We start from the raw sequence: 26477 nt of genomic DNA, 5'->3' as shown, positions 1-26477 counted from the left end.
GCCCCCATGACCACCGAGACGAGCCGGTACGCCGCCGACTTCGAAACCCTCCGCGAGCAAGCCGTCGCGCTACGCCGCGAGGGCCTCAGCCTCCGCCAGATCCGCGACCGCCTGAAGGTCTTCAACAACGACCTCCTCCACCGCCTCGTGAAGGGCGAGCCCCCGCCGGAGTGGACGAAGCGCCCCAACGCCAAGGACGACCTCCGGGCGAAGGCCCGGGAGCTGCGCCTGCAGGGCATGACCTACGACCAGATCCAGGTCGAACTGGGGTGCTCGAAGAGCTCGATATCCCTGTGGGTCCGCGACCTCCCGAAGCCGGAGCCGCGGACACGGGAGCAGGCGTCCGAGATCGCGAAGCGCGGCTGGGAGCCCACACTCCGCCGACGCGAGGAGGAACGTCGCAAGGTCAAGGCGTCGGCTGCCGCCGAGATCGGGGAACTGTCGACTCGCGAGCTCATGATGTTGGGCACGAGTCTCTACTGGGCAGAAGGCACTAAGGACAAGCCGCACGCCCGCCGGGAGCGGGTGACCTTCGTCAATAGCGACCCAGGCATGATCCGGGTCTTTCTCGCTTGGCTCGACCTCCTCGACATCGAACCGGAGCGGCGCTGCTACTACGTGATGATCCACGAGACGGCCGACATCGCCGGCGCGGAGAAGTACTGGGCCGACCTCGTCGGCATCGACGCCTCGCGGCTCGGCAAGACGACGCTGAAGCGCCACAACCCCACGACTGTGCGCAAGAACGTCGGCGAGAGTTACCGCGGTTGCCTCGTCGTGCGCGTTCGCGACAGCGCAGATCTGTACCGTCGCATCGAGGGCTGGTGGTACGGCATAGTAGGGGCTGCATCCGCGGCCGTTCAGCAAAATCGGACATAGCGGTAATCCCGGGTCGTCTAAGGGCAAGACGTCAGATTTTGGTTCTGATCATGGGGGTTCGAGTCCTCCCCCGGGAGCACACATGCTCAGTTCGGGTCCCGACCTCACCGGTCGGGACCCGCACTCATTTGCGAGCCGGCACCCCCCGGTATCCTTCGGGTGTCCACCACCCGAAGCCGAAGGGCATTTCCGTGAGCGCCACACGCCCGGCCGCCGTCGTCGTACTCGCAGCGGGTGAAGGCACCCGTATGAAGTCGAAGACTCCCAAGGTCCTCCACGAGATCTGCGGGCGTTCGCTCGTCGGACACGTCGTCTCCGCAGCTCGGGAGCTCGACCCCGAGAACCTCGTCGTCGTCGTGGGGCACGCCCGCGAGCAGGTGTCCGCGCACCTCGACGCGTACTACGCCGGTACCCGTACCGCCGTGCAGTACGAGCAGAACGGCACCGGGCACGCGGTGCGGATGGCGCTCGAGGAGCTGGGCCAGGCCCCCGACGGCACCGTCGTCGTCGTGTGCGGCGACACCCCGCTGCTCTCCGGCGAGACGCTGCAGGCGCTCGCCGCGACGCACGCCGCCGACGGCAACGCCGTGACCGTGCTGACCGCCGAGGTCCCGGACTCCACCGGGTACGGCCGGATCGTGCGCGACGCCTCCGGCGCCGTCACCGAGATCGTGGAGCACAAGGACGCCTCCGACGAGCAGCGCGCGATCAAGGAGATCAACTCGGGCGTGTTCGCGTTCGACGGGCAGCTGCTCGCCGACGCGCTGGGCAAGGTGCGGACGGACAACAGCCAGGGCGAGGAGTACCTCACCGACGTGCTGTCGATCCTGCGTGAGGCCGGCCACCGGGTGGGCGCCTCGGTCGCGGGCGACCACCGGGAGATCCTCGGGATCAACAACCGGGTGCAGCTCGCGGAGGCCCGTGGCCTGCTGAACCGGCGGCTGCTCGAGCGGGCCATGACGGCCGGTGTCACCGTCGTCGACCCGTCCTCCGTGTTCGTCGACGTGACCGTGACGTTCGAGCGGGACGCCCTGATCCACCCGGGTACGCAGCTGCTGGGCGCGACGCACATCGGCGAGGACGCCGAGGTGGGTCCGAACACGCGCCTGAAGGACACGACGGTCCGCGCGGGCGCCCGGGTGGACAACACCGTCGCCGATTCCGCGGTGGTCGGCGAGAACGCCTCCGTGGGGCCGTTCGCGTACCTGCGTCCGGGGACGAACCTCGGCGCCAAGGGCAAGATCGGCACCTACGTCGAGACGAAGAACGCCTCGATCGGCGAGGGCACCAAGGTCCCGCACCTCTCGTACGTGGGTGACGCGACGATCGGCGAGTACTCGAACATCGGCGCCGCGAGCGTGTTCGTGAACTACGACGGCGAGAAGAAGCACCACACGAACATCGGGTCGCACTGCCGGACCGGTTCGGACAACATGTTTGTGGCGCCTGTCACGGTCGGGGACGGTGCGTACACCGCCGCGGGTTCGGTGATCACCAAGGACGTTCCGGCGGGTGCGCTGGCCGTCGCCCGTGGCCAGCAGCGGAATATCGAGGGTTGGGTGGCCCGGAAGCGTCCGGGCAGCGCCGCCGCCCAGGCCGCTCAGGTGGCCGCCGAGGAGTCCGCCGGCGAAGGCTGACCGGAAACGGGTACGTCGAACTCGGCGTACCGTGATACGTGCACACAAATTCGGCCGGCTCGCGCACGCGCAAGGGACGCTCGTGTTTCGCGGCCGGAGACACGTCTGAGGAGACAGTGCTGTGACCGGGATCAAGACGACCGGCGAGAAGAAGTTGATGCTCTTCTCCGGCCGCGCCCACCCCGAGCTGGCCGAGGAGGTCGCGCACCAGCTGGGTGTCGGCCTCGTGCCGACCAAGGCTTTCGACTTCGCGAACGGCGAGATCTACGTCCGCTTCCAGGAGTCGGCTCGTGGCGCGGACTGCTTCCTGATCCAGAGCCACACGGCTCCGATCAACAAGTGGATCATGGAGCAGCTGATCATGATCGATGCTCTGAAGCGCGCCTCCGCGCGGAGCATCACGGTGATCATCCCGTCGTACGGCTACGCCCGTCAGGACAAGAAGCACCGTGGTCGTGAGCCGATCTCGGCCCGTCTGGTCGCGGACCTGCTGAAGACCTCGGGTGCGGACCGGATCCTGACCGTGGACCTGCACACGGACCAGATCCAGGGCTTCTTCGACGGTCCGGTGGACCACCTGTCGGCCCTGCCGGTCCTGGCGGACTACGTGGGTGCGAAGGTCGACCGCGAGAAGCTGACGATCGTCTCCCCGGACGCCGGCCGCGTGCGGGTCGCCGACCGCTGGTGCGACCGTCTGGACGCGCCGCTGGCGATCGTGCACAAGCGTCGTGACAAGGACGTCGCCAACCAGGTGACCGTCCACGAGGTCGTCGGTGACGTGAAGGGCCGCGTCTGTGTCCTGGTCGACGACATGGTCGACACGGGCGGCACGATCTGCGCCGCGGCGGACGCGCTGTTCGCGCACGGTGCGGAGGACGTCATCGTGACGGCGACGCACGGCATCCTGTCGGGTCCGGCGGCGGACCGCCTGAAGAACTCGAAGGTGAGCGAGTTCGTGTTCACGGACACGCTGCCGGTGCCGGGTGCGCTGGAGCTGGACAAGATCACGGTGCTGTCGATCGCTCCGACGATCGCGCGCGCGGTGCGTGAGGTGTTCGAGGACGGTTCGGTGACGAGCCTCTTCGAGGAGCACTGAGCCGATCCGGATCGGCATCACGTGTCGCAGGGGCGTGATTCAGCCACTGTCGTGACATGAGTAAGGGCCACTCCCCCAGGGGAGTGGCCCTTACTGTTTCGCCCCGTGCGGGGTTTCGTCCTAGGGGCGGTCGATGGTGAACGTCGGCGACGTCCAGGTCTCGGTGTCGGCCGCTTCGGTGCCGAGCGCCTTGAGGACGGTGAGCCGCATGACGTACCGCCCGTCGGGCACGGTGACCGTCGTGTTCCCTCTCCTCGTCTGCCCGTTGAAGGGGAAGAAGTAGAAGGGACCAGGGGGCCGGTTCTCCTGAGCATGTCTCCTCCGTCGCGAGGTGGCGTCTTCTGTCGACGCCCGCGACGTGGTTTCTCCCTGGACCGCCCGGTTTCGACGCCTGGTCGGTCCGCTTGCCGCTCCGATGACGCAGTTGATGAGGCCACCGGGAGGACCCCGCCCGGAGGACCGGGTGATCCAATTGGGTGCGACGGCGGTCGGCCGGTAGACTGCCGTAGTTGCTCGGCGAGGGAGGCCGTCCGCGTTCTGCGGATCGGCGGTCCGTTATCGACGCGCTCTTCGTAGCAGGCCATCGCCAGTCGTGGCCGGGTGACCACTGATTTTCGTCACCGTCTACGAGGAGTGCACATGTCCGAGGTCAAGCTCGCCGCTTCCGTCCGCACCGAGTTCGGCAAGGGCGCCGCCCGCAAGATCCGTCGCGCCGGCCAGGTTCCGGGCGTTCTCTACGGTCACGGCTCGGACCCGATCCACCTGAACCTGCCGGGCCACGAGCTCCAGCTCGCGCTCCGCACCCCGAACGTCCTGCTGTCCCTGGACATCGAGGGCAAGGGCCAGGAGCTGGCGATCCCGAAGGCCGCCCAGCGTGACCCGCTGAAGGGCTTCCTGGAGCACGTCGACCTGCTGCTCGTGAAGCGCGGCGAGAAGGTCACCGTCGAGGTCGTCATCGAGACCGAGGGCGAGCTCGCCCCGGGCAGCTTCCTCGTGGAGCACGTCCTCAACACCCTCTCCGTCGAGGCCGAGGCCACCCACATCCCCGAGTCCGTCACGGTCTCCATCGCGGGCCTGGAGGCCGGTGCCTCCATCCTCGCCAAGGACATCGCGCTGCCGAAGGGCACCACCCTGGTCACCGACGAGGACGCCGTCGCCATCCAGATCCTGGCCGCGCAGGCCGAGGAGCCGGCTGCCGAGGCCGCCGAGGGCGAGGCCGCCGAGGGCGCCGAGGCCTGAGCCGTAGGCTCTGCCTGACGTGACGGGGTGACGGGCCGTACGGCTCGTCACCCCGTTTCCTATGCTCGTACGGACACGAGGAGACGACCCACATGACGACCGACGCGAACGCCCCCTGGCTGATCGTCGGCCTCGGCAATCCCGGGCCGGAGTACGCGGCGAACCGGCACAACGTGGGGTTCATGGTGGCGGACCTGCTGGCAGAGCGCATCGGCGGGAAGTTCAAGCGGGCGCAGAAGGCGCAGGCGCAGGTCGTGGAGGGCCGGATGGGTCCGCCGGGGCCGGCGAACCGGCGGGTGATCCTGGCGAAGCCGATGTCGTACATGAATCTGTCGGGCGGTCCGGTGACGGCGCTGCGGGATTTCTACAAGGTGCCGACGGCGCACGTGGTGGCGGTCCATGACGAGCTGGACATCGACTACGGCGTGCTGCGGCTGAAGCTGGGCGGCGGGGACAACGGGCACAACGGTCTGAAGTCGATGACGAAGGCGATGGGCGCGGACTACCACCGGGTGCGGTTCGGGATCGGGCGTCCGCCGGGCCGGATGCAGGTCGCGGATTTCGTGCTGAAGGACTTCTCGTCGACGGAGCGCAAGGAGCTCGACTACTTCGTGGACCGGGCCGCCGATTCGGTGGAGTGCCTGGTGGCGGAGGGTCTGGAGCGGGCGCAGTCGGCGTACAACTCCTGATCGACCCCGAGCATCGGTACGACTGTACGATCGCGGGTCATGACGCACGCTCGTAACGCCGCCATGGCCCTGGTCGCCCTGCTGCTCGTGGTCGCGGGCGCCTGGTCGTCGTGGGGGACGGCGCAGCACGTCCTGCTGTCGAAGGGGCGTGAGCACGGCACGCTGACGGTGACCGGCTGCAACGAGGAGATGTGCAGCGGCCGTTATGTTCCGGCCAGTCCTCCCTCCCAGCACACGACGCTGTCCATCGCGCATTCGGTCGCGGCGGGTAAGGGCCAGAAGGTGCCGGTGGTGGTGAAGCCGGGCACGGAGGAGGCGGTCCGGGCGGGCTGGGCGGGCGGGTTCCACGCCTGGGTGCCGCTGGGCGGCGCGCTGCTGCTGGCGGCACTGGTGATCGGCGGCGGGCTGCGGATGACCCGTACGGCGTGGTCGGTGGCGGCGGCCGGCGGGGTGCTGTTGCTGGGAACGTTCTTCGCGCTCTGAGAGGTTCTCGCCAATAGGTTCTCGCCAACTGGCGAGATTGTTATAGGCCCTTGGGTTAAGAGTGACTTAAGGCGACGGATAGGCTGCCTCCGCTACCCCCCACGGCATCCTTTTCATCTCTCAGATGGACAGCCCATATGCGACGTACCCTCATCCCCGCCTGCGCCGTCGTCGCCGCTCTGTCGGCGACCGTTCTGCTGGCCCCCACCGCCTCCGCGACCGGTAAGCCCAAGGGCGACAACGGCACCGTGAAGATTCACGACGCCAAGACCGGCGAAGAGCTCATGAAGAACGAGCCGCACGTGTGCACGTTCTACCTCGACGGTTTCAAGTTCGACGGTGCGCAGAAGGTCGACTGGACGATCAAGGGCCACGCCCCGACCAAGGACCTCGAGGGCACCTCGGGTTCCCTGACCCTGGACGGTTCGGGCCACGAGCGGACCGCCGACCTGTCCCTTCCGGACGGCCACTACAAGCTGACCTGGAAGTTCGACAACGAGAACGGCGCCGGCAAGCACAAGGCGTTCTGGGTCGACTGCGCCCCCGGCGAGGAGCCGACCAAGCCGGGCGAGGAGCCCACCACCCCGGGCGAGGAGCCCACGAAGCCCGGCGAGGAGCCCACCACCCCGGGCGAGCCCGGCAGCTCCGCGTCCCCGACCCCGGGTGCCCCGGGCGAGCAGTCCACCGGTGGCAACGGTGACAGCAAGGACGCCGAGGGCGACCTGGCCGAGACCGGCTCGTCCGCCCCGGTCGGCATCATCGCCGCGGCTGCCGTCGCCCTCGCGGGTGTCGGTGGCTTCCTGGTGACGCGCCGCCGCAAGGCCGCGCAGGGCTGAACCCCGTAGGAGGACGACAGCGCCCCCACCGGCCGGGCCGGTGGGGGCACTTCGCGTTCCGGGGCCCGTCAGCCGGTGTTGCGCAGGCCGGCCGCGACGCCGTTCACGGTGAGCAGCAGCGCCCGCGACAGCAGCGGGTCCTGCTCCTCTCCGCGCTCGGCCGCGGCCCGCTGGCGGGCGAGCAGCGAGACCTGGAGGTAGGAGATCGGGTCCAGGTAGGCGTCGCGGATCGAGAAGGTCTGCTGGAGCACCGGGTTGGAGTCGAGCAGCTTCTCGCCGCCGGTCACCTTCAGCACCTCGGCAACGGTGAGCGCGTGCTCGGCCTCGATCGCGTCGAAGACGTGCTTGAGCTCGTCGGGTACGAGGGTGTCGACGTAGTGGCGGGCGATCCGCAGGTCCGTCTTGGCCAGCGTCATCTCGACGTTGGAGAGGAAGTTGCGGAAGAAGTGCCACTTCTCGTACATCTCGCCGAGCACGCCGTCGAGGCCCGCCTCGCGCAGCGCCTTGAGGCCGGAGCCGACGCCGAACCAGCCGGGGACGATCTGCCGGGACTGGGTCCAGCCGAACACCCACGGGATGGCCCGCAGTCCGTCGAGGGAGACGCCCGAGCCGGGGCGGCGGGAGGGCCGCGAGCCCAGGTGCAGGTCGGCGAGCTGGTCGACGGGGGTCGAGGCGAGGAAGTACGTCGGGAGGTCCGGGTCCTCGACCAGCTTGCGGTACGCGGTGTGGGCGGCGTCGGAGACGGTGTCCATGGCCGCGTCCCAGCGGGCCAGGGCCTCGTCGGACTGGCGCGGCGCGGTGTGCAGCGCGGAGGCCTGCAGGGTGGCCGCGACGGTCAGTTCGAGGTTCTCCCGGGCCAGCGACGGGATGAGGTACTTGTCGGAGATGACCTCGCCCTGCTCGGTGACCTTGATCTCGCCCTCCAGGGTGCCCCAGGGCTGGGCGAGGATCGCGTCGTGCGAGGGGCCGCCGCCGCGGCCGACGGTGCCGCCGCGGCCGTGGAAGAGGCGCAGCCGGACGCCGTAGCGGTGGGCGACGTCGCGGAGCCGGCGCTGGGCGCGGTGGATCTCCCACTGGGAGGTCGTGATGCCGCCGAACTTCGACGAGTCGGAGTAGCCGAGCATGACCTCCTGGACATCGCCGCGGAGCGAGACGAGGCGGCGGTACGAGGGGTCGGCGAGCATGTCGTTGAGGATGACGTCGGCGGCCTTGAGCTCGTCGGTGGTCTCCAGGAGCGGCACGATGCCGATCTTGGCCCAGCCGGCGTGCAGGTCGATCAGTCCGGCCTCGCGGGCGAGGACGGTGGCGGCGAAGACGTCGTCGGCGCCCTGGCACATCGAGATGATGTACGACTCGATGACCTCGGGGCCGAACCGCTCGAAGGCTTCCTTGACGGTGTGGAAGACGCCGAGGGTCTTCTGCCCGGCCGCGTCGAGCGGGGCGGGCGTGGGGGCGAGCGGGCGGCGCGAGCGGAGCTCCTTGGCGAGGAGCTTCTGCCGGTAGTCGCGCGGCATGTCGGCGTACCGCCAGGACTCCTCGCCGAGCCGGTCGAAGAGCTGGCCGAGGACGTGGTGGTGGGCGTCGGCGTGCTCGCGGACGTCCATGGTGGCGAGCTGGAGGCCGAAGGCGGACAGGGTACGGATGACCCGGTCGAGCCGGCCGTCGGCGAGCAGGCCGCCTCGGTGGGCGCGCAGGGACTCCTGGACGAGGGTGAGGTCGGCGATCAGCTCGGCGGTGCCGAGGTAGTCGCGGCCGTCCTGGTGCGGGGTGCCCTGGGCGAGGCGCTCGCGGGTGTTGAGGAGCTTCTGCCGGATGCAGGTGGTCTTGAGCCGGTACGGCTCCTCCGCGTTGAGGCGCTTGTAGCGGGGGCTGATCTCCGGGAGCCGGTCCAGGTCGGCCTGGAGGGAGGTCAGCAGTTCCTCGGTGGCGCCGGCGTAGCGGATGGAGTTGGACAGCAGTCCGCGCAGCTCGTCGATCATGGCGAGGGCGTCGCCGATGCCGTGCTCGTGCTGGAGGATCAGCACGTCCCGGGTGACGGCGGGGGTGACGTTGGGGTTGCCGTCGCGGTCGCCGCCGATCCAGGTGCCGAAGGTGAGCGGGCGGGTGCCGGCGGGCAGCTCGATGCCGACCCGCTCCAGCTCGGCGGCGAGGTCCTCCAGGACGTCGCCGACGGCGCCGGCGTGCAGCTCGTCGAGGTAGTAGATCGCGTTGCGGGCCTCGTCGGCGGGCTCGGGGCGGACCACGCGGAGTTCGTCGGTCTGCCAGACGAGGTCGATGTTCTCGGCGAGCCGGAGGTCGTGGCGGCGCCGGTCGGCCTCGATGACCGGGGTCTCCAGGAGGGCGGCGATGCGGCGTAGCTTGTTGAGGACGGAGCGCCGGGCGGCCTCGGTGGGGTGGGCCGTGAAGACGGGCCGGACGTTGAGGTTCTTGACCGTCTCGCGTACGTGCGCGGGGTCGCCGTCCTTGAGCATGTCGGCGGTGCGGGCGAGCAGGCCGCCCTCGGCGGCGCGCTTCTCGCGCATCTCGCGGCCGCGGTGCACCTGCTCGGTGACGTTCGCCAGGTGGAAGTAGGTGGAGAAGGCGCGCACCAGCTTGGCGGCGGTCTCCAGGTCGGTGTCGCCCAGCAGGGCTGCGGCTGCGTCGCCGTCCTCGCGGGTGAGGCGGCGGACCTTCTCGACGAGGTCGAGGATGTCGCGGCCCTCCTGCCGGACGAGGGTCTCGCCCAGCAGATCGCCCAGTCGGCGGATGTCGGCGCGCAGCTCGGCGGCGGCGGAGGGGGTCTGGTCGGCACTGCTCACAGGTGCGGCTCCTTGCAGTGTTTGAGCACGTCTGGAGGGTTTCCTTCAGGCTGCGGACCGCGCTGTCCGACGCACCCAGGATAGGTGCCCGCTCCGGTCACGCAGTGCACGGGCCCGCTTGTGCCCTCTTGCCGCGCGCCTCGGCGCTGACATACTTACGTCGCCGTAGGTTACGCACCCGTAACCAGGGCCGCGGCCAGGCGTCCGGCTCTTCCTCCTTCACCCCCCAGGGGACCCACCCATGACCTCCAGCCCCCAGGTGCTCGACCCTGCCCCGGATCTTCCCGCCGCAACGCTGGGCGGGGATCGGAAAGGCTCGGTCGAGCAGATCGCGCTGTCGCTCTTCATCACGGTGCCGTTCGTGGCTCTGCTCGCGGCGGTGCCGCTGGTCTGGGGCTGGGGCGTGAGCTGGCTCGATCTGGGCCTGATGACGGCGATGTACTTCATCGGCTGCCACGGCATCACGATCGGCTTCCACCGTTACTTCACGCATGGCTCCTTCAAGGCGAAGCGCCCGCTGCGTATCGCGCTGGCGATCATGGGCTCGCTCGCGGTGGAGGGGCCGCTGGTGCGCTGGGTGGCCGACCACCGCAAGCACCACAAGTTCTCCGACGCGGAGGGCGACCCGCACTCGCCGTGGCGGTTCGGCGAGACGGTTCCGGCGCTGATGAAGGGCCTGTGGTGGGCGCACATCGGCTGGATGTTCGACGAGGAACGCACGCCGCAGCACAAGTACGCCCCCGACCTGATCAAGGACCCGGCGCTGGTGGCGATCTCTCGCCAGTTCGTGGTGTGGACGATCGTGTCGATGGCGATCCCGCCGGTGGTGGGCGGTCTGGTCACGATGTCGTGGTGGGGCGCGTTCACCGCGTTCTTCTGGGGGTCGCTGGTCCGGGTGGCGCTGCTGCACCACGTGACCTGGTCGATCAACTCGATCTGCCACGCGGTCGGCAAGCGCCCGTTCAAGTCCCGTGACCGTTCGGGCAACGTGTGGTGGCTGGCGGTGCTGTCGTGCGGCGAGTCGTGGCACAACCTGCACCACGCGGAGCCGACGTCGGCGCGGCACGGCGTGCTGCGCGGGCAGGTCGATTCCAGCGCGCGGCTGATCCGCTGGTTCGAGAAGCTGGGCTGGGCGTACGACGTGCGCTGGCCGGCGCAGGCCCGCATCGAAGCCCGCCGCCGGGCCGCGTCCGCCGACGCGGCATGATGGAGGACGTGGCGAGCGACGGCGGTATCAGCAGCGGTGACAAGCCCCGTAGGGGGCGCAGGGTCCGGATGACCGGCGCGGAGCGCCGGGAACAGCTGCTGGACATCGGCCGCACGCTGTTCGCCGCGAAGGGTTTCGAGGGCACGTCGGTGGAGGAGATCGCGGCGAAGGCCGGCGTCTCCAAGCCGGTGGTGTACGAGCACTTCGGTGGCAAGGAGGGCCTGTACGCGGTCGTCGTGGACCGGGAGATGCGCCAGCTCCTCGACATGGTGACCGGGGCGCTGACCGCGGGGCATCCGCGGGAGCTGCTCGAACAGGCCGCGTTCGCCCTGCTCGACTACATCGAGCGGTACACGGACGGGTTCAGGATCCTGGTGCGTGACTCGCCGGTGGCGCAGTCGACGGGCACGTTCGCGTCGCTGATCAGCGACATCGCCACGCAGGTGGAGGACATCCTGGGCCTGGAGTTCAAGGCCCGCGGGTTCGACCCGAAGCTGGCGCCGCTGTACGCGCAGGCGCTGGTGGGCATGGTGGCGCTGACCGGCCAGTGGTGGCTGGACGTCCGCAAGCCGAAGAAGGCGGAGGTCGCGGCGCATCTGGTGAACCTGGCGTGGCACGGCCTGGACGGCATGGAGCAGAAGCCCCGGCTGATAGGTCACCGCAAGGCCTGACGGACGGACGCGGGGCCGTCGCACGTGACGTGCGGCGGCCCCTTTCGCGTCTCAGTTCACCGGCTCCAGGAACTCCAGCCGGTTGCCGACCGGGTCCTCGGAGTAGAAGCGGCGGTGTCCGGGCAGGTTGTCGTCCCAGACGACGTCGGCGCCGCGTTCCTCCAGTCGGGCGGCGTAGGCGTCGATGGCGGTGACCCTCAGGCCCGGGTGCGCCTTCCTCGCGGGCCGGAAGTCGTCCTCGACGCCCAGGTGCAGCTGGACGGCCCCGCCGGCGGCGGCGAACCAGCAGCCGCCGCGGGCGGCGAGCACGGGCGGCTTGGGGATCTCGGTCATGCCGAGGACGCCGGTGTAGTAGGCGCGCAGGGCGTCCTCGCTGCCGGGCGGGGCGGCGAGCTGGACGTGGTCGACGGCGGTCAGCATCAGATCTCCTTGCGGGCGACGGCGAACAGCCGGCGGAACGGGAAGACGGTGCCGTGCGGGCCGGCCGGGTAGGCCTCGCGGAGCCGGTCCCGGTACTCGGCGAGGAAGGCGTCGGCGGCCTCCTCGTCGCCCTCCAGGGCGGTGAGCACGGGCCGCAGGGCGGTGCCCTTGACCCAGTCGAGGACGGGGTCGTCGCCGGTGAGCAGCTGCAGGTAGGTGGTCTCCCAGACGTCGGTCTCGCAGCCGAGATCGACGAGCCGGTTCAGGTACTCGGCCGGGGCGAGGACGTCCGTGGCGCGGCTCGGCGCGCCGAGGCGGGCCCGCCACCGCGGGGAGTCGCGCAGCTCGGCGAGCAGGGTGTGGCTGGGCGCGTCGAAGTTGTTCGGCACCTGGAAGGCGAACACGCCGCCGGGGGCGAGGCCGGCGATCCAGGCGGCGAAGGACTCGGCGTGGCCGGGCACCCACTGGAGTGCGGCGTTGGAGACGATCAGGTCGTACGGCTCGTCCGGCGTCCAGTCCGCGGCGTCGGCGGTGCGGAAGTCGAGCGAGCCGCCGCCCGGGGTGGGTCCGGCGAAGTCCTTCTCGGCCTGCCGCAGCATCTCCGGCGAGAGGTCGAGGCCGGTGATGCGGGCGTCGGGCCAGCGGTCGGCGAGCAGGACGGTGACGTTGCCGGCGCCGCAGCCCACGTCGGCGATGCGGGCCGGGTGCGGGCCGTTCGGCAGCTCGGGGACGCGAGCGAGCAGGTCGAGGAACGGGCGGGTGCGGTGTCCGGAGTGGCGGAGGTACTGCTGCGGATCCCAGATCGGCGCGGAACGCATGGGTGTGCTCCCTCACGAGTGCTCAGCACTTATCTCGATATCAAGATACTTCACGTCAACAGACTTTATGTCAACAGACCCTCTACACTGATCGTCATGGAGGACGAGGTCGACCGTCTGGTCGCTGCATGGCGCCGCGAGCGCCCGGACCTCGACGTGGAACCGCTCGAGGTGCTCAGCCGCGTCTCACGGCTCGCCCGCCACCTCGACCGGGCCCGTCGGCTCGCCTTCTCCGAGCACAACCTGGAGCCCTGGGAGTTCGACGTCCTGACGTCGCTGCGCCGCGCCGGCTCCCCGTACCAGCTCTCCCCTGGCCAGCTGCTCACCCAGACGCTGGTCACCTCGGGCACGATGACCAACCGGATCGACCGGCTCGCCAAGAAGGGCCTCGTCGAGCGGCTCCCGGACCCCAGCGACCGGCGCGGCGTCCTCGTCCGGCTGACCACCGAGGGCCGCGACCGCGCCGACCAGGCGCTGGCCGGACTGCTGGCCCAGGAGCGCGCCATCCTCGCCCAGCTCTCGCGCGCCGAGCGCGGCGATCTGGCCGGCCTGCTACGCCAGCTGACCGCCCCGTTCGACAACGTCCCCGGCTAGCTCGGCCGGTCCGACGCCCGCTCGGCGGGCCAGCGCGACCGCCGCGAGCGTGGAGTGCACGCCCAGTTTCCCCAGCACGTTCTGCATGTGCGTGCGGACCGTGTGCGGGGAGAGGAACAGCCGCTCGGCGACCGCCTTGCGGCCGAGGCCGGCCACCATGCAGCGCAGCACCTCGCGCTCGCGCGGGGTCAGCGACTCCACCAACTGCTCGCTCTCGGTGCGGTGCTTGCGGGCCGCCGTCAACTCCCGCAGGACGCCGGTGAGCAGCGCGGGCGGCAGATGCGTCTCGTCGCGCAGGACGCCCCGGATCACCGCCAGCAGCCGCTGCAGCGAACAGTCCTTGGCGACCCAGCCGCAGGCCCCGGCCTGCAGCGCGAGGGCGGCCCGGCGCGGGTCGTCCTTCTCCGCGAGCACGATCGTGCGGACGCCCGCCTGGGCCGAACGCACCCCGGCCACCAGCGAGATGCCGTCGACGGCGGCCTCGCCGTCGTCCGGCACGGCGCGGGCGACGGCCGGCGCTCCCATGACGCCGAGGTCGGCGTCGACGAGCAGCACGTCGAACCGGCGGCCCTCGCCGGCCGCGCGGTCCAGACAGCGCAGCGCCGCCGGGCCGCTTCCCGCGGCGGCGACGTCGACGTCCGGCTCGGCCGCGAGGGCCGCGGCGAGCGACTCGGCGAAAATGCGGTGGTCGTCCACCACCAGGACCCGGATACGGACCACGGACACCCCCAAGCGTCGAGGAACCAAGACCGGCGCGGGCACGACGCCGGGGCGGGTCCGTCACAGCACACGGCCGCCGCCGTGCAGTGACTGTTACCCCGCCCTGGGCGTCGTACCCGACGCTTCTCGCCCCCTGATCAGCACCGGCCCCCACCGGCGCTGCGCATCAGAGTACGGGTGGAGGCCGCCGGTAGCGCAGGTTTCGCTCAAGTCGGCCGAACTTATGCCGTCCCTGTGATAGTTGGGGCCCTCAGAGGCGCCGCGCGCCTTCGGAGGGCACCGCCTCGAAGATCCTCGGCGCGGTGAACCCGGCCTCGGCGAAGGCCTTTTCGACCGCCGCGGCCACCACGTCCGCACCCTGCGGCCCGGTCGCCTCGACGAGGACGACGGCGGAGCCGCCGAAGCCGCCGCCGGTCATCCGCGCGCCGAGCGCCCCGGCCGCGTTCGCCGCCTCGACGGCGAGGTCCAACTCCGCGCAGGAAACCCGCAGATCGTCCCGGAGCGAGGCGTGCCCCTCGGTGAGCACCGGACCGACCTTGCGGACCTCGCCGGCGTCGAGCAGCTCGATCGTCCGGCGCACCCGCTCGTCGTCGGAGACCACGTGCCGGACGTAGCGCCGGACCGTCGGATCGCTCAGCCGGGCGAGGGCGTCGGGCAGGTGCACGTACGGCACGTCGCGCAGCGCGCGCACCCCGAGCGCCCGCGCACCGGCCTCGCAGCCGGCGCGGCGCTCGGCGTACGCGCCGTCGCCGAGCGCGTGCTTCACGCGGGTGTCGACGACGAGCAGCCGCAGCCCCACCGCGCCGAGGTCGAAGGGGACCTGACGGTACGAAAGGTCGCGGGTGTCCAGGAACAGGGCGTGCCCGGGGGCCGCGCACGCCGAGGCCATCTGGTCCATCACCCCGCACGGCACGCCGACGAAGTCGTTCTCGGCGCGCTGGGCGAGCCGCGCCAGCTCGGGCCGGGTCAGCCCGAGCCCGTACAGCTCGTCCAGGGCGAGCGCGGTGACGACCTCCAGGGCGGCCGAGGAGGAGAGCCCGGCGCCGGTGGGGACGGTCGAGGCCAGATGGATGTCCGCCCCGGTGACCGGGTGCCCCGCCTCGCGCAGCGCCCGCACGACGCCGGCCGGGTACGCGGCCCAGCCGGCGCCGGAGCGGGGTTCGAGGGCGTCGACGTCGAGCTGGACGACGCCCTCCTCGACGTCGGCGGAGTGGACCCGCAGGACGCCGTCGTCGCGCCGGGCGACGGCCGCGACCGCGGTGTGCGGCAGCGCCATCGGCAGCACGAATCCGTCGTTGAAGTCGGTGTACTCGCCGATCAGGTTGACCCGGCCGGGCGCCGCCCAGACGCCGTCCGGCGCGGTCCCGTAGAGCCGGGTGAAGTCCGCTGCGACCGTCATGCGTGCTCACCCTCCCGGTCCTGCCTGCGGGCGAACGCCCAGGCGTCCGCGACGATGTCCGCCAGGTCCGGGCGGGACGGGATCCAGCCGAGCCGCTCCCGGGCCGCCTCCGCCGAGGCGACCAGGACGGCCGGGTCGCCGGCCCGGCGGGCGGCCAGGACCTCGGGCACGGGGTGGCCGGTGACCTTGCGGACCGTCTCGACGACCTCACGGACCGAGAAGCCGTTGCCGTTGCCGAGGTTGCAGATCAGGTGCTCGCCCGGGGTCATCGCGCCGAGCGCGAGCAGGTGCGCCTCGGCAAGGTCGGCGACGTGGATGTAGTCGCGCACACAGGTGCCGTCGGGGGTCGGGTAGTCGTCGCCGTACACCGAGATGGACTCGCGGCGGCCGAGGGCGACCTGGAGGACCAGCGGGATGAGGTGGGACTCGGGGTCGTGCCGCTCGCCCTGGGTGCCGTACGCACCGGCCACGTTGAAGTAGCGCAGGGAGACGGCGGCCAGGCCGTGGGCGCGCGCCTCGCCGCTGATCATGTGGTCGACGGCGAGCTTGGTCGCGCCGTAGGGGTTGGTCGGCGCGGTGGCGGCGGACTCGGTGATCGGGGTGACGGCCGGTTCGCCGTAGGTGGCGGCGGTGGAGGAGAAGACCAGCCGGCGCACCCCCGCGTCGCGCATCGCGGCGAGCAGGGCGGTGGTGCCACCGACGTTGTTCAGCCAGTACTTCTCCGGGTCCGCGACGGACTCGCCGACCTGCGAGAACGCGGCGAAGTGCAGCACGCCGTCGTAGGAGTCGTCGAGCCAGCGGGCGGCGTCCTGGATCCGGCCCTCGACGAACTCGGCGCCGGCCGGGACGCCCGCGGCGAATCCGGTGGAGAGGTCGTCCAGGACCGTCACCGCGTACCCCGCCTCGATCAGGTGCGCGGCGACGACCCCGCCGACGTACCCCGCCCCGCCCGTCACCAGGTACTTCGCCTTGCTCACTTGCCCGCCACCTCTCGCAGTCGACGGGCCGCGGCCTCCGGCGGCACGTCGTTGATGAACACGCTCATACCGGATTCGGTACCGGCGAGGTACTTCAGCTTGCCGGACGTACGGCGGACGGTGAAAAGCTCGAGATGGAGCCCGAACTCGTCCCGCTCGGCGTCGTGGAACGGCGCCTGGTGCCAGGCGGCGATGTACGGCGTCGGCGGTTCGTCCGGGCCGAAGATCCGGTCGAAGCGCCTCAAGAGTTCCAGATAGATCTGTGGGAACTCTGTGCGAGCCGCGTCGTCCAGCGCGCGCAGGTCCGGCACCCGGCGGTTCGGGTACAGGTGGACCTCGTACGGCCAGTGCGCGGCGTACGGCACGAAGGCCGTCCAGTGCTCTCCCTCCAGGACCACCCGTTCGACGTCGGCGCGTTCGCGGGCCACGACGTCGTCGAAGAGGTTCCGGCCGGTGGCGGCCCGGTGCTCGGCGGCCCGGCGCTGCATGAGGGCGGTGCGCGGGGTGGTGAACGGGAAGGCGTAGATCTGGCCGTGCGGGTGGGCGAGGGTGACGCCGATCTCCGCGCCGCGGTTCTCGAAGCAGTAGACCTGGCGGACCTGCGGGTGTGCGGCGAGTTCGGCGGTGCGGTCGGTCCACGCCTCCAGGACGAGCGCGGCGCGCTCCTCGGTGAGGTCGGCGAAGGAGGCGTCGTGGTCGGAGGTGAAACAGACCACCTCGCAGCGGCCGGTCCGGCCGGCGAGGGAGGGGAAGCGGTTCTCGAAGACGACGACCTCGTAGTCGGCGGCCGGGATCTCGCTCTGCCGGCCGTCCCGGGACGGGCAGAGCGGGCACTCGTCGGCCGGCGGGTGGTAGGTGCGGGCCTGGCGGTGCGAGGCGATCGCGACCGCGTCGCCGAGGAGCGGGTCGTGGCGGATCTCGGAGCCGGAGGCGGGCGGATCCAGCGGCCGCTCGTCGACGGCGTCGCGGACGGTGTCGTCGCCGGCGTCGTAGTAGATCAGCTCACGCCCGTCGGCGAGGGTGGTCACGGTCTTCTTCACGGGCAGCCTCCGCGCGACATTCAAACAGAACCACGCACAACGAAGCACATTTAAACATCGAGAGTCAACAAGAAGGGGCTTGGGGAGACCCCAAACCCCTTCAATCCGCGCATCGCGACCGGGCGGTAAGGACCGGTGCCGTCAGACCTCTCCCGGCCCGCGCGGCCGCGGCGCCCGGTCGAGCAGGCCGCTGCGCGCCGCGAGCGCCGCCGCTTCGAGCCGGGACCCGACGCCCAGCTTCATCAGCACCCGCTGCACATGCGTCCGGGCCGTGCTGGGCGCGATCCGCATGCCCTGGGCGATCAGCCGGGTGTCCTCGCCCTCCGCGACCCGGACCAGCACCTCGACCTCCCGCGGCGTCAGCACCCGCAGCAGCCGCTGCCCCTCGTCGTCCGGCTGCGCCGTCGGGTTCAGCAACTCCTCGAACGCGCCCTGGAGCAGCTGCGGCGCGACCGCCGCCTCCCCGGCCCTGGCCTTCAGCAGGGCCCGTTCCACGCCCTCGATGCGCTCGTCGTGCCGGACGTACCCGGACGCGCCGGCCGCGAACGCCGCCGCGATCCCGAGCGGCGACGGCACCGGCCCGAGGACCACCACGGCCACCTGCGGCCGCTCCCGTTTGATCCGGACGATCGGCTCGAAGGCCCCCGGCTCGGCCGGCGCGGCCGTGCCCAGCAGGCACACCTCGGGCGCCCTGGCCACCACGAGCTCGGCGGCGCCCGCCGCGGGCGCCGCCGCCGCGAGCACCCGGTGCCCGCGCAGTTTCAGTGCCGAGGCGAGCGCCTCCGCCAGCAGTCGGTGGTCGTCGACCACCATGAGCCGCACGCCCATCGCATCAAACCCCCATCACCCCCTGGAGCTGGCCCCCCGGCCCTCCTGACCCGGCAAGCTACACGCTTGTTCGACCTTGCGCGTCCCTTACGTGCCAGAAGCCCCCCAGACTGCCCGAATTCTTCGCCAATCAGGGCCACTCGCAAACAGCCCGGCGCACCGATGTGAATCGATGCGCCGGGCTGTCGGGGTACCGCGGGGTGTCAGCCGGTGGTGGAGTAAGCGACGACCAGGTACTCCTTGTCGTCGCCGGCGGACTTGCGCGGCTCGCTGATCATCGTCTCGGAGATGAACATCCGCCCGCCGGAGTAGAGGATCTCCGCGTAGTCCGAGGAGAAGCTCGACTCCGCGTCACGGACCGCCTCGTCGCCCGGGTTCTCCAGCAGGGTCGTCTGCTTGAAGGTCGCCCCGTCGATCGAGACGATCTGGCCGCCCTTGTCGTACGGCGGGGTCTTGTACGCGATGACGTTGCCGCCGTCCATGCGCAGCGGGAACATCGAGTACCGGTCGCCGGCGTCGGCCTTGTCGCTGGTCGGCTTGCCGGTGGCGAGGTCGAACGACACGATCTCGTTGGTGTCGCCGTACTCGCCGCTGCCCTCGTGGTCCTCGGTGGGCAGGTAGATCCGGCCGTTGCCGACGACGACCTTGGAGCAGGTCTCGACCTCGGTGGAGCGGCAGCGGGCGGCGAACCGGTCCGCGTCCGCGGCGATCTTCACCTTGAGCTTGCCGGTGGCCTCGTCGATCGAGAAGAAGTCCGAGATGCCGCTGCCGTCGTCGGCGGTGTCGCCGACGTCCGCGGCGACGACCAGCGGCTTGGTGGACACGATCGACGCGTACTTCACGCCGGCCGGCATCTTGAACTGCGAGATCGGCGCGCCCGTGGCCGGGTTGAGGTTCTGGATGACGACGTACTGGCTGTCGTACGGCCCGCACTTGCGCGCCGCGACGAGGCCGGCGCCGCCGCCGTAACCCATGTCGTAGCAGTTCTCGGCGTTCGCCTGCGGCTTCCACCGCGGGTTGCCGTTGGCCAGGTCGAACGCGGCGCCGCCGTCGGTGCCGCCGGCCGCGACGGTGGTGCCGCTCAGCGTGACCTCGCTGAACTTCACCTTGTCGTCGCCGGAGCTGGCGCTGGTGACCGACTTCGTCCACACCAGCTTGCCCGCGACCAGGTCGACCACGGCGACCTCGGTGCACGGCTGGTAGTTGCGCGGCGGGAGGCGCTTGGACGCCTCGTAGACGATCGCGGTCTTGTTGTCCGCGGTCGCGTGCCGGGAGGTGGCGCAGACCTGGCCGGGCAGGGCCAGCGTCCACACCGGGGTGCCCTTGGCGAGGTCGTAGCCGACGATCGAGTTGACGCCCGTCTTCACGTACGCCTTGTCGGTCACCCAGGAGCCGGCCACGTCCGTGACGTCGGTGACCTTGGGGTGCGGCAGCTGGAAGGACACCTTCGACTGGACGTTGGACGGGACCTTCTCCTTGCCCGGTCCGTCCGCGGCGGCCTTGCCCTTGCCGCCGTCGGTGCCCTGGCTGCTGCCGCCCTTGCCCTCGTTCGCCGGCTCGTCGTCACCGGAGGAGGCGTACCAGACGCCGCCGCCGATGATCAGGACGACCGCGACCACGGCGGCGATGATGATCTGCATCTGGGTGGTCAGCTTCTTGCCGCCGCCGGAGCCCGGCGGCGGGGTGGGCTGGTACCCGTACTGCGGCTGCGTCGGGTAGCCGTACTGCGGCTGGCCCATCGGCTGGGTCGGCGGCTGCTGCGGGTAGCCGTACTGGGGCTGCCCCGCCGCCTGGTCGGGCTGCTGGGGGTAGCCGTACTGCGGCTGCGCGGACGGCTGGCCCTGCGGCTGCGTGGGCGGCTGCTGCGGGTAGCCGTACTGCGGCTGGGCCGGCGGCGGCGTGGGGGCGCCGAAGCCGCCCGCCGGGGGGTCCTGGGGGGCGCCGAAGCCGCCCTGGGGCGGACCCGGGGGCTGGTTCGGCGGGGGAGGTGGCTGAGTCATCGGTCTGCGTGCCTCACTTGCTGAACGCCATCATCGTCTTGGTCTCTTTCTCCTCCGCGTCGTTGGTGGCGCTGACGCGGCCCGACGCGATCACGAACGTGCCGTTCGCGTACGCGTAACGCGCGCTGTAGAAGTCGTTCTCGATCTCCGACGTCGACGCCGGGTGCTGCTGCACGATCTTCGGCGCACCGCCGGTCGGGGCGAGCGTCGCGAGCGCGCCGCCCTTGTCGTACTTCGCGTCCATGTAGAGCAGCACGCTGGAGCCCTGCATCTGCAGCGGCGTCACGACCCGCTCGGCGGGCGCCTTGGCGCGCCACTTGGGCTTGCCGGTGCTCAGGTCGAAGGCGACCACGGCGTTGGTGCGGGCCAGGCCGCTGGTGTCTTCCTCGGTGGACATGTAGAGGGTGTTCGCGTCCGCGGCGACGCCGACGCAACCCTGCAGGTGCTTGCCGAAGATGACGTAGTTGCCGCCGCAGCGGGGAGCGAACTTGTCGGTGCTGCCGGTCAGCTGGGAGCGCTGGCTGCCGTTGGCGTTGAGCGCGAGGACGACCCACTTGCCGTCGTCACTGGTCTCCCCCTCCTGCCGGAGGGAGACGACCACGGGGTTGACCGAGTAGACCTTGTCGACCTCCCACATGGGCTTCAGCCGGAAGGTCCACTTCGGCTTGCCGGTGTTCGGGTCGACCTCGCTGAGCTCTTCCTGCTTCTTCTTGTAGTCGCTGGTCTTGCAGCTGTACGCGCCGATCAGCTTGGAGCCGCCGGCGTAGGCGTACGGCTTGCAGTCGCCGTTCGGCCGGGTGAAGAGCTGACGGCCGTCGGTGAGCGAGAAGCCCCAGGCGTTGCTGGTGCCGGCCGCGGTGACCGTGTTGCCACTGATGGCGAGGGTGATGTCGGACAGCGAGGCGAAGCCGCTGCCCTTGGGGAGCGTCTTCTTCCAGCCCGCCTTGCCGGTCTTGAGGTCGACCTGCTGCAGGACGAGGCAGTCGGCGCGGTCACCGGCCTTGTCGTTGACGCCGATGACGATCTGGCCGGTGGCGGAGATCTGGGACGGCGCGGCACACATCTCGAACGGAAGCGGAAGGTTCCACTTCTCCTTGCCGTCCTTCAGGCCGTAGCCGACGAGGCTCTTGTACATGCCCTTGACGACGGTGTCGCCGAAGACCCACGGGCCGTACACGTCAGCGCCGTTGCGGGGCAGGTCGACGGTGTTCTTGACCAGCCAGTTCACCTTCGCCTCGCCGGGCTTGCGGCCGGCGTTGAGGTCGTCCGCGGCGTTGCGGCCGTCGCCGCTGCCGTCGCCCTGGTCGACCGAGGCGGAGGAGCTCGGGGTGGAACTCGGCTTGGCGATCGGCTTCTTGTCGTCGTCCCCGCTGAGCGCGAACCACGTACCGCCGCCGATGACGAGCAGCGCGGCCGCCGCCGCGGCGATGATGACGCCGGGCTTGCCCTTGAAGGGGTTGCCGCCGGACGGCGCGGGCGCCGGGGCGCCGGGGTACTGAGGCTGCGTCGGGTAGCCCCCGTAGGGGTTCGGCTGCTGGCCGTACGGCCCCGGCTGCGACTGCGGCTGCCCGTACGGACCGGGCTGCTGGGCGTACGGGCCCGGCTGTTGCGGGTACCCGTAACCGGCGGGCGGCTGCTGGGGGTACCCGTAACCGGGCTGCGGGGCCTGCGGCGGCTGCGCCGGCGGGACCGGCGGGGCATGCGGCGGCTGGGCCGGGGGCTGGGGCGGCTGGCCGGGCGGCTGGGCCGGCGGCCCGTCCTGCGGCGCGCCGAAGCCGCCCTGCGGCTGGTTGCTGGGCGGCTGAGTCATCAGCTTCCCCCTTCGTGCGGTCCGGTGTCCGACCGGCCTCCCCCGCGATTCCACCGGTCAAGTCCCGGCGGAAAGGAGCGAATCGGACATGGATGGCGCACTGTGCAATGGGTCGAGCGGGATTTCTTTGTACCACCCGGGGGGTGGCGCAAAAGTGACCGGTCCACCCCTGTTCCCAAGGGAGGACCGGCCCGTGATGCCCTCGTTACCGGGTCTCCACGCCTTCTCTACGCGTCTTCGGCGAGCTCCAGCCAGCGCATCTCCAGCTCCTCGCGCTCGCCCGCCAGTTCCCGCAGCTCGGCGTCCAGTTTGGCCACCTTCTCGAAGTCCGTGGCGTTGTCGGCGATTTGGGCGTGCAGTTTGGTCTCCTTCTCGGAGAGTTTGTCTAGCTGCCGCTCGACCTTCTGCAGCTCCTTCTTCGCCGCCCGTGCGTCGGCGGCGGAGACGCCCTGCTTCTGCTGCGCGGCCGGAGCCGGGGCGGGCAGCGCCGCCTCGATCATCTTCTGCCGCCGCTCCAGGTACTCGTCGATGCCGCGCGGCAGCATGCGCAGAGTCCGGTCGCCGAGCAGCGCGAACGTCCGGTCGGTGGTGCGCTCGATGAAGAACCGGTCGTGCGAGATCACGACCATGGAGCCGGGCCAGCCGTCGAGGAGGTCCTCCAGCTGGGTCAGGGTCTCGATGTCGAGGTCGTTGGTGGGCTCGTCGAGGAAGAGGACGTTCGGCTCGTCCATGAGGAGACGGAGCAGCTGGAGGCGGCGCCGCTCGCCACCGGACAGGTCGCCGACCGGCGTCCACTGCTTCTCCTTGGTGAAGCCGAACTGCTCGCACAGCTGGCCCGCCGTCATCTCCCGGCCCTTGCCGAGGTCGACGCGGTCGCGCACCTGCTGCACGGCCTCCAGGACCCGCAGCTCGGCGGGGAGTTCGGTGACGTCCTGCGACAGGTAGGCGAGCCGCACGGTCTTGCCGACGACGATCCGGCCGGCCGCGGGCTGGATGTCCCCCTGGGTGACGGCGGCGTCGGCCAGCGCGCGCAGCAGCGAGGTCTTGCCCGCGCCGTTCACGCCGACCAGACCGATCCGGTCGCCCGGGCCGAGCTGCCAGGTCAGGTGCTTCAGCAGCTCCTTCGGGCCGGCCGTGATGTCCACGTTCTCCAGGTCGAACACCGTCTTGCCGAGACGGGCGTTGGCGAACTTCATCAGCTCGCTCTTGTCGCGGGGCTCCGGCACGTCCGCGATCAGCGCGTTCGCCGCCTCGATCCGGAACCGGGGCTTGGAGGTGCGGGCGGGGGCGCCGCGGCGCAGCCAGGCCAGCTCCTTGCGGACCAGGTTCTGCCGCTTGACCTCCTCCGTCGCCGCGATGCGCTCGCGCTCGGCGCGGGCGAAGACGTAGTCGGAGTAGCCGCCCTCGTACTCGTACACGGCGCCGCGCTGCACGTCCCACATGCGGGTGCAGACCTGGTCGAGGAACCAGCGGTCGTGGGTGACGCAGACCAGTGCGGAGCGGCGCTCGCGCAGGTGGCCGGCGAGCCAGGCGATGCCCTCGACGTCGAGGTGGTTGGTGGGCTCGTCCAGGACGAGCAGGTCCTGGTCCTCGATGAGCAGCTTGGCGAGCGCGATGCGCCGCCGCTCGCCACCGGAGAGCGGGCCGATGACGGTGTCCAGGCCCTTCTCGAAGCCGGGCAGGTCCAGGCCGCCGAACAGGCCGGTGAGCACGTCGCGGATCTTGGCGCTGCCGGCCCACTCGTGGTCGGCCATCACGCCGATGACCTCGTGCCGGATGGTCGCCCGCGGGTCGAGGGAGTCGTGCTGGGTGAGCACGCCGAGGCGCAGCCCGCCGCTGTGCGTGACGCGGCCGGTGTCGGCCTCCTCCAGCTTGGCGAGCATCCGGATCAGGGTCGTCTTGCCGTCGCCGTTGCGGCCGACGACGCCGATCCGGTCGCCTTCGGAGACGCCGAGGGACACGCCGTCGAGCAGGGCACGGGTTCCGTACACCTTGCTGACTGCCTCGACATTGACCAGGTTGACGGCCACCTTGACTCCTGTACCGGGGGATGGATCGACGTCCAAGGGTAGACGGCGCGGGGCGTGGGATAGCGTGCGGTGATCGTTCGACGACGCGTACGAAGACGGGGGGGCGGGGATGTCCGACTCGGTGTGGACACGGTTCCGCCGCCATCGGTGGTTGCCGCAGGCCACCGCCGTGGCCGTCCTGGCGGCGGTCTTCGCCGGGTATCTGCTGGTACGCGCCGAGCGGCGGGCGGACCACAACGAGGCGGTGCTCGCGCGGGCCTGCGGCGGGGCGCTGCCGGCCGAGATCCTGCGCGGACTGCTCCCGGACGACTCCCGGTGGCGGCTGCGGACCGGGCCGGGGCCGCGTGCCCTGATGGCCTGTTCGGTCACCGGCGAGGACGAGGACGACCCGACGCTGGAGATCGCGGCCGTCCCCGTGCTCGACCCGCCGCTGGAGGGCGTCACCGTCGACGACGTCGCCGGGGAGTCCCCGTACGACGACGCGCCCGAGTGGGCGGACGCGTACGAGCAGGCCGAGGCGCAGGTGACCGTCGCCTGCCCGAAGGGGCTGCGCGGGTACGCCCGGCCGGTGACGGCGTTCCGGGTGCACGGGTCGCTGCTCGACGGGCCCGACGCGGCGGCGGAGGTCGGCACGGCGGTCGTGGCGCTCGCCGAGGACCTGCGCGAGCGGAACGGCTGCGGCGGGAAGCCGGTGCGGTACGACGACGCGAAGCCGGGGCCGCGGGACCGGGGCGCCTCCGAGGACGAGGACGCGGCCCCGGAGCCCTGCCGCTGGTTCCGGCCGGCGGACCTCGGCCGGGTACCGGGCGGGGCGCCGCGGCCCGCGCAGAACGGGATGCACGGCGGAAGCCCGGAGTGGGCGCGGGGCTGCACGCTCTCGTTCACGCGCGCGGACGGCAGGGGCATGTCGGTGTCGTCGGCGAGCTGGTGGGGCGTGGCGCTGCCGGAGGTCCGCACCGAGTACGGCGCGGAGCTCGCCGGGGCGGGCCGCGGCGGGGCGCCGGCGAAGGACCGGCGCTCGTACGAGGTGGCCGCGTGGGCCGAGTCGGTCTGCGCGGACGGCCGGACGCTGCACCGGGTCAGCACGTCGGGGCCTGAGCCGACGGGTCTGACGGAGCGGGCGGACGCGCTCCTCGACCGGTACCTGGCATCGGCGAAGGACTGCCGCGGGACGAAGCGGCTCGGAAAGGTGTGGGCGCGGTGAGCGCGTTCTGGAAGCGGCGGCGGGTGCGGCTGACGGCCGCGTGGACGGCGGGCGCCGTCGCCGTCGCGGGCGGGCTGTTCTGGCTGTCCGGCGGGTACGACGCCTGGCGGCACGACAGCGCCCTGGACTCGGCGTGCGAGGGCGACCTGGCGGCCGGTCCGCTGCGGGCGCTGCTCGACGGCGCCGAGGTGACGACGTCGATCCGGTCGGGGACCCGCGGGTGGTCGTGCAAGGTGGACGGCGTCGACTCCGAGGAGGACGGCCGCAACTGGCTGGTGGTGTCGGTGCAGCGGGCCGACGACCGGGCGGTCGGCATCGACGCCGACGGCCGGGACGCACCGCTCGGCCACGGCTGGACGGGCTCGTTCTCCTTCTCCCCCGACCGGGACGAGGACGACCGGGGCGAGGCGACCGCGGCGCTCATGCTGGACTGCGGCAAGGAGCCGGGCGACGGCCTGGTGGCCACGGTCTCCGCGCGGTTGCACGGCGCCGACTTCACCAGGCCCGCCGCGCGCACCCGGCTCACCGAGGTGCTGACCGGTACGGCGGCCTCGTACGCGCGGCGCACCGGCTGCGCGGCGGCGAAGCCCGGCGGAGCGGTCGGGGACCCCGGGGTGTCGGTGACGTCCTGGGACTACAGGCCGTTCGGCACGGTGTCGGGGGCCTGCGCAGGCGTCCTGGACGCGGCGACCGCGGCTCGTTGGGGCGTCGTCACGGCGGTCGAGTCCCCGGCCGGCCCGAAGCCGATCGAGGGCTGCACGCTCGGCGGCCTCCAGGGCACGGAGCTGTACGCCCTCACCGCGCACTACGGCCCGTTCGTGGGCCTGCGCCGCCTCGACGCCCGCGACGCCGCCCGTGAGCCGGGCGACCGCCCCGACGGCCACTACTTCCTGACGGCCCGGTGCCCGGGAGCAGGGGACACGGCGGTCTACGAGATCCGCCCCCGAGCCGACCGCTTCGCCTCCCCACTGGCCCTGGACCACACGTCGCTCCGCGCGGCTCTCAAGACGTTCGCGGACCGGTCCGCGAAAACCCACGCCTGCGCCCCGCCGAGCTGACGTCCGCCATGCCCACCCCCGTTGTGGGCATTCGTTCCTCCCCC

23 protein-coding genes and 1 tRNA gene are annotated in these 26477 nt (G+C 71.4%); 13 read left to right on the top strand and 11 right to left on the bottom strand.

From position 1 onward, the window contains the following. Positions 1–6: 6 nt before the first annotated feature. The 8 genes from R2D22_RS22155 to R2D22_RS22120 all read left to right on the top strand — a co-directional run bounded on the left by R2D22_RS22155 (position 7) and on the right by R2D22_RS22120 (position 6859). A complete protein-coding gene (locus R2D22_RS22155; protein ID WP_318106357.1) occupies positions 7–879 on the top strand; it encodes a hypothetical protein in 873 nt (290 codons plus the stop codon). A gap of 6 nt (positions 880–885) precedes the next feature. Beyond that, positions 886–956, top strand: a tRNA-Gln gene (locus tag R2D22_RS22150). A gap of 114 nt (positions 957–1070) precedes the next feature. Further along, positions 1071–2516: a bifunctional UDP-N-acetylglucosamine diphosphorylase/glucosamine-1-phosphate N-acetyltransferase GlmU gene (gene glmU / locus R2D22_RS22145; RefSeq protein ID WP_318106355.1), complete on the top strand. Its 1446-nt coding sequence runs from the start codon at positions 1071–1073 to the stop codon at positions 2514–2516. A 121-nt stretch (positions 2517–2637) separates the two neighbouring features. Beyond that, a complete protein-coding gene (locus R2D22_RS22140; protein ID WP_318106354.1) occupies positions 2638–3612 on the top strand; it encodes a ribose-phosphate diphosphokinase in 975 nt (324 codons plus the stop codon). 639 nt (positions 3613–4251) lie between these two features. Next, the gene (locus R2D22_RS22135) at positions 4252–4851 is read left to right on the top strand and encodes a 50S ribosomal protein L25/general stress protein Ctc (RefSeq protein WP_318106352.1); all 600 of its coding nucleotides are present in this window, start codon (positions 4252–4254) and stop codon (positions 4849–4851) included. A 92-nt stretch (positions 4852–4943) separates the two neighbouring features. Then, a complete protein-coding gene (gene pth, locus R2D22_RS22130) occupies positions 4944–5540 on the top strand; it encodes an aminoacyl-tRNA hydrolase (RefSeq protein ID WP_318106351.1) in 597 nt (198 codons plus the stop codon). 39 nt (positions 5541–5579) lie between these two features. After that, the gene (locus R2D22_RS22125; protein ID WP_318106348.1) at positions 5580–6023 is read left to right on the top strand and encodes a hypothetical protein; all 444 of its coding nucleotides are present in this window, start codon (positions 5580–5582) and stop codon (positions 6021–6023) included. Positions 6024–6160: 137 nt separating this feature from the next. Then, positions 6161–6859, top strand: a complete 699-nt coding sequence (locus R2D22_RS22120; RefSeq protein ID WP_318106347.1) for an LPXTG cell wall anchor domain-containing protein — start codon at positions 6161–6163, stop codon at positions 6857–6859. 68 nt (positions 6860–6927) lie between these two features. Here the strand turns inward: R2D22_RS22120 and ppc are convergent, their stop codons facing one another. After that, positions 6928–9657, bottom strand: coding sequence for a phosphoenolpyruvate carboxylase (gene ppc / locus R2D22_RS22115; protein ID WP_318106345.1), 2730 nt, complete (start codon positions 9655–9657; stop codon positions 6928–6930). Positions 9658–9898: 241 nt separating this feature from the next. On the opposite strand from ppc, the gene R2D22_RS22110 reads away from it, so the two are divergent. Then, positions 9899–10864: an acyl-CoA desaturase gene (locus R2D22_RS22110; RefSeq protein ID WP_318106343.1), complete on the top strand. Its 966-nt coding sequence runs from the start codon at positions 9899–9901 to the stop codon at positions 10862–10864. Further along, the gene (locus R2D22_RS22105; RefSeq protein ID WP_318106341.1) at positions 10861–11535 is read left to right on the top strand and encodes a TetR family transcriptional regulator; all 675 of its coding nucleotides are present in this window, start codon (positions 10861–10863) and stop codon (positions 11533–11535) included. Before R2D22_RS22110 ends, R2D22_RS22105 begins: the two co-directional genes overlap by 4 nt. A 51-nt stretch (positions 11536–11586) precedes the next feature. Here the strand turns inward: R2D22_RS22105 and R2D22_RS22100 are convergent, their stop codons facing one another. Both R2D22_RS22100 and R2D22_RS22095 read right to left on the bottom strand, forming a co-directional pair. Further along, positions 11587–11955 carry a VOC family protein gene (locus R2D22_RS22100; RefSeq protein WP_318106339.1) on the bottom strand — a complete coding sequence of 123 codons (369 nt, stop codon included), beginning with the start codon at positions 11953–11955 and terminating at the stop codon, positions 11587–11589. Further along, on the bottom strand, positions 11955–12773 hold the full coding sequence (locus R2D22_RS22095; protein WP_318106337.1) for a trans-aconitate 2-methyltransferase: 819 nt from the start codon (positions 12771–12773) through the stop codon (positions 11955–11957). The genes R2D22_RS22100 and R2D22_RS22095 overlap by 1 nt, the downstream gene beginning before the upstream one ends. 96 nt (positions 12774–12869) lie before the next feature. Here R2D22_RS22095 and R2D22_RS22090 point away from each other — a divergent pair, with 96 nt between their 5' ends. Continuing rightward, positions 12870–13367 (top strand): MarR family winged helix-turn-helix transcriptional regulator, encoded by a 498-nt coding sequence (locus R2D22_RS22090; RefSeq protein ID WP_318106336.1) that lies wholly within the window; start codon positions 12870–12872, stop codon positions 13365–13367. Here the strand turns inward: R2D22_RS22090 and R2D22_RS22085 are convergent. The 8 genes from R2D22_RS22085 to R2D22_RS22050 form a co-directional block, all read right to left on the bottom strand. After that, complete coding sequence (locus tag R2D22_RS22085) at positions 13326–14087, bottom strand: response regulator transcription factor (protein WP_318106334.1); 762 nt, start codon at positions 14085–14087, stop codon at positions 13326–13328. The two genes, R2D22_RS22090 and R2D22_RS22085, sit on opposite strands and share 42 nt — an antisense overlap. Before the next feature lie 250 nt (positions 14088–14337). Beyond that, positions 14338–15486 carry a galactokinase gene (gene galK, locus R2D22_RS22080; protein WP_318106332.1) on the bottom strand — a complete coding sequence of 383 codons (1149 nt, stop codon included), beginning with the start codon at positions 15484–15486 and terminating at the stop codon, positions 14338–14340. Further along, the gene (gene galE, locus R2D22_RS22075; protein ID WP_318106330.1) at positions 15483–16463 is read right to left on the bottom strand and encodes a UDP-glucose 4-epimerase GalE; all 981 of its coding nucleotides are present in this window, start codon (positions 16461–16463) and stop codon (positions 15483–15485) included. Before galE ends, galK begins: the two co-directional genes overlap by 4 nt. After that, on the bottom strand, positions 16460–17503 hold the full coding sequence (gene galT / locus R2D22_RS22070) for a galactose-1-phosphate uridylyltransferase (protein WP_318106328.1): 1044 nt from the start codon (positions 17501–17503) through the stop codon (positions 16460–16462). Before galT ends, galE begins: the two co-directional genes overlap by 4 nt. Positions 17504–17644: 141 nt before the next feature. Next, a complete protein-coding gene (locus R2D22_RS22065) occupies positions 17645–18331 on the bottom strand; it encodes a response regulator transcription factor (RefSeq protein ID WP_318106326.1) in 687 nt (228 codons plus the stop codon). Between the two features lie 203 nt (positions 18332–18534). Continuing rightward, positions 18535–20331, bottom strand: coding sequence for an outer membrane protein assembly factor BamB family protein (locus R2D22_RS22060; protein ID WP_318106324.1), 1797 nt, complete (start codon positions 20329–20331; stop codon positions 18535–18537). Between the two features lie 13 nt (positions 20332–20344). Further along, the gene (locus R2D22_RS22055) at positions 20345–22141 is read right to left on the bottom strand and encodes an outer membrane protein assembly factor BamB family protein (RefSeq protein WP_318106322.1); all 1797 of its coding nucleotides are present in this window, start codon (positions 22139–22141) and stop codon (positions 20345–20347) included. A 227-nt stretch (positions 22142–22368) separates the two neighbouring features. Then, positions 22369–24171, bottom strand: a complete 1803-nt coding sequence (locus tag R2D22_RS22050; protein ID WP_318106320.1) for an ABC-F family ATP-binding cassette domain-containing protein — start codon at positions 24169–24171, stop codon at positions 22369–22371. Between the two features lie 109 nt (positions 24172–24280). Between R2D22_RS22050 and R2D22_RS22045 the strand changes: the two genes are divergently transcribed. Then, positions 24281–25375, top strand: coding sequence for a hypothetical protein (locus R2D22_RS22045; RefSeq protein WP_318106318.1), 1095 nt, complete (start codon positions 24281–24283; stop codon positions 25373–25375). After that, on the top strand, positions 25372–26433 hold the full coding sequence (locus tag R2D22_RS22040; RefSeq protein WP_318106316.1) for a hypothetical protein: 1062 nt from the start codon (positions 25372–25374) through the stop codon (positions 26431–26433). Before R2D22_RS22045 ends, R2D22_RS22040 begins: the two co-directional genes overlap by 4 nt. Positions 26434–26477 lie beyond the last annotated feature (44 nt).

It is taken from the genome of Streptomyces sp. HUAS YS2, from assembly GCF_033343995.1.
In the GTDB taxonomy this organism is placed as follows: Bacteria; Actinomycetota; Actinomycetes; order Streptomycetales; family Streptomycetaceae; genus Streptomyces; species Streptomyces solicathayae.
This window is presented reverse-complemented; position numbering and strand designations above follow the sequence as displayed.

What these genes read in the sequence shown, in the direction of transcription:
- R2D22_RS22155 (WP_318106357.1), top strand. Translation starts at nt 7, where the DNA reads ATGACCACCGAGACGAGCCGGTACGCCGCCGACTTCGAAACCCTCCGC.
- R2D22_RS22135 (WP_318106352.1), top strand. Translation starts at nt 4,252, where the DNA reads ATGTCCGAGGTCAAGCTCGCCGCTTCCGTCCGCACCGAGTTCGGCAAG.
- pth (WP_318106351.1), top strand. Translation starts at nt 4,944, where the DNA reads ATGACGACCGACGCGAACGCCCCCTGGCTGATCGTCGGCCTCGGCAAT.
- R2D22_RS22125 (WP_318106348.1), top strand. Translation starts at nt 5,580, where the DNA reads ATGACGCACGCTCGTAACGCCGCCATGGCCCTGGTCGCCCTGCTGCTC.
- R2D22_RS22120 (WP_318106347.1), top strand. Translation starts at nt 6,161, where the DNA reads ATGCGACGTACCCTCATCCCCGCCTGCGCCGTCGTCGCCGCTCTGTCG.
- R2D22_RS22110 (WP_318106343.1), top strand. Translation starts at nt 9,899, where the DNA reads ATGACCTCCAGCCCCCAGGTGCTCGACCCTGCCCCGGATCTTCCCGCC.
- R2D22_RS22105 (WP_318106341.1), top strand. Translation starts at nt 10,861, where the DNA reads ATGATGGAGGACGTGGCGAGCGACGGCGGTATCAGCAGCGGTGACAAG.
- R2D22_RS22100 (WP_318106339.1), bottom strand. Translation starts at nt 11,955, where the DNA reads ATGCTGACCGCCGTCGACCACGTCCAGCTCGCCGCCCCGCCCGGCAGC.
- R2D22_RS22095 (WP_318106337.1), bottom strand. Translation starts at nt 12,773, where the DNA reads ATGCGTTCCGCGCCGATCTGGGATCCGCAGCAGTACCTCCGCCACTCC.
- R2D22_RS22090 (WP_318106336.1), top strand. Translation starts at nt 12,870, where the DNA reads ATGGAGGACGAGGTCGACCGTCTGGTCGCTGCATGGCGCCGCGAGCGC.
- galK (WP_318106332.1), bottom strand. Translation starts at nt 15,486, where the DNA reads ATGACGGTCGCAGCGGACTTCACCCGGCTCTACGGGACCGCGCCGGAC.
- R2D22_RS22065 (WP_318106326.1), bottom strand. Translation starts at nt 18,331, where the DNA reads ATGGGCGTGCGGCTCATGGTGGTCGACGACCACCGACTGCTGGCGGAG.
- R2D22_RS22060 (WP_318106324.1), bottom strand. Translation starts at nt 20,331, where the DNA reads ATGACTCAGCCACCTCCCCCGCCGAACCAGCCCCCGGGTCCGCCCCAG.
- R2D22_RS22055 (WP_318106322.1), bottom strand. Translation starts at nt 22,141, where the DNA reads ATGACTCAGCCGCCCAGCAACCAGCCGCAGGGCGGCTTCGGCGCGCCG.
- R2D22_RS22045 (WP_318106318.1), top strand. Translation starts at nt 24,281, where the DNA reads ATGTCCGACTCGGTGTGGACACGGTTCCGCCGCCATCGGTGGTTGCCG.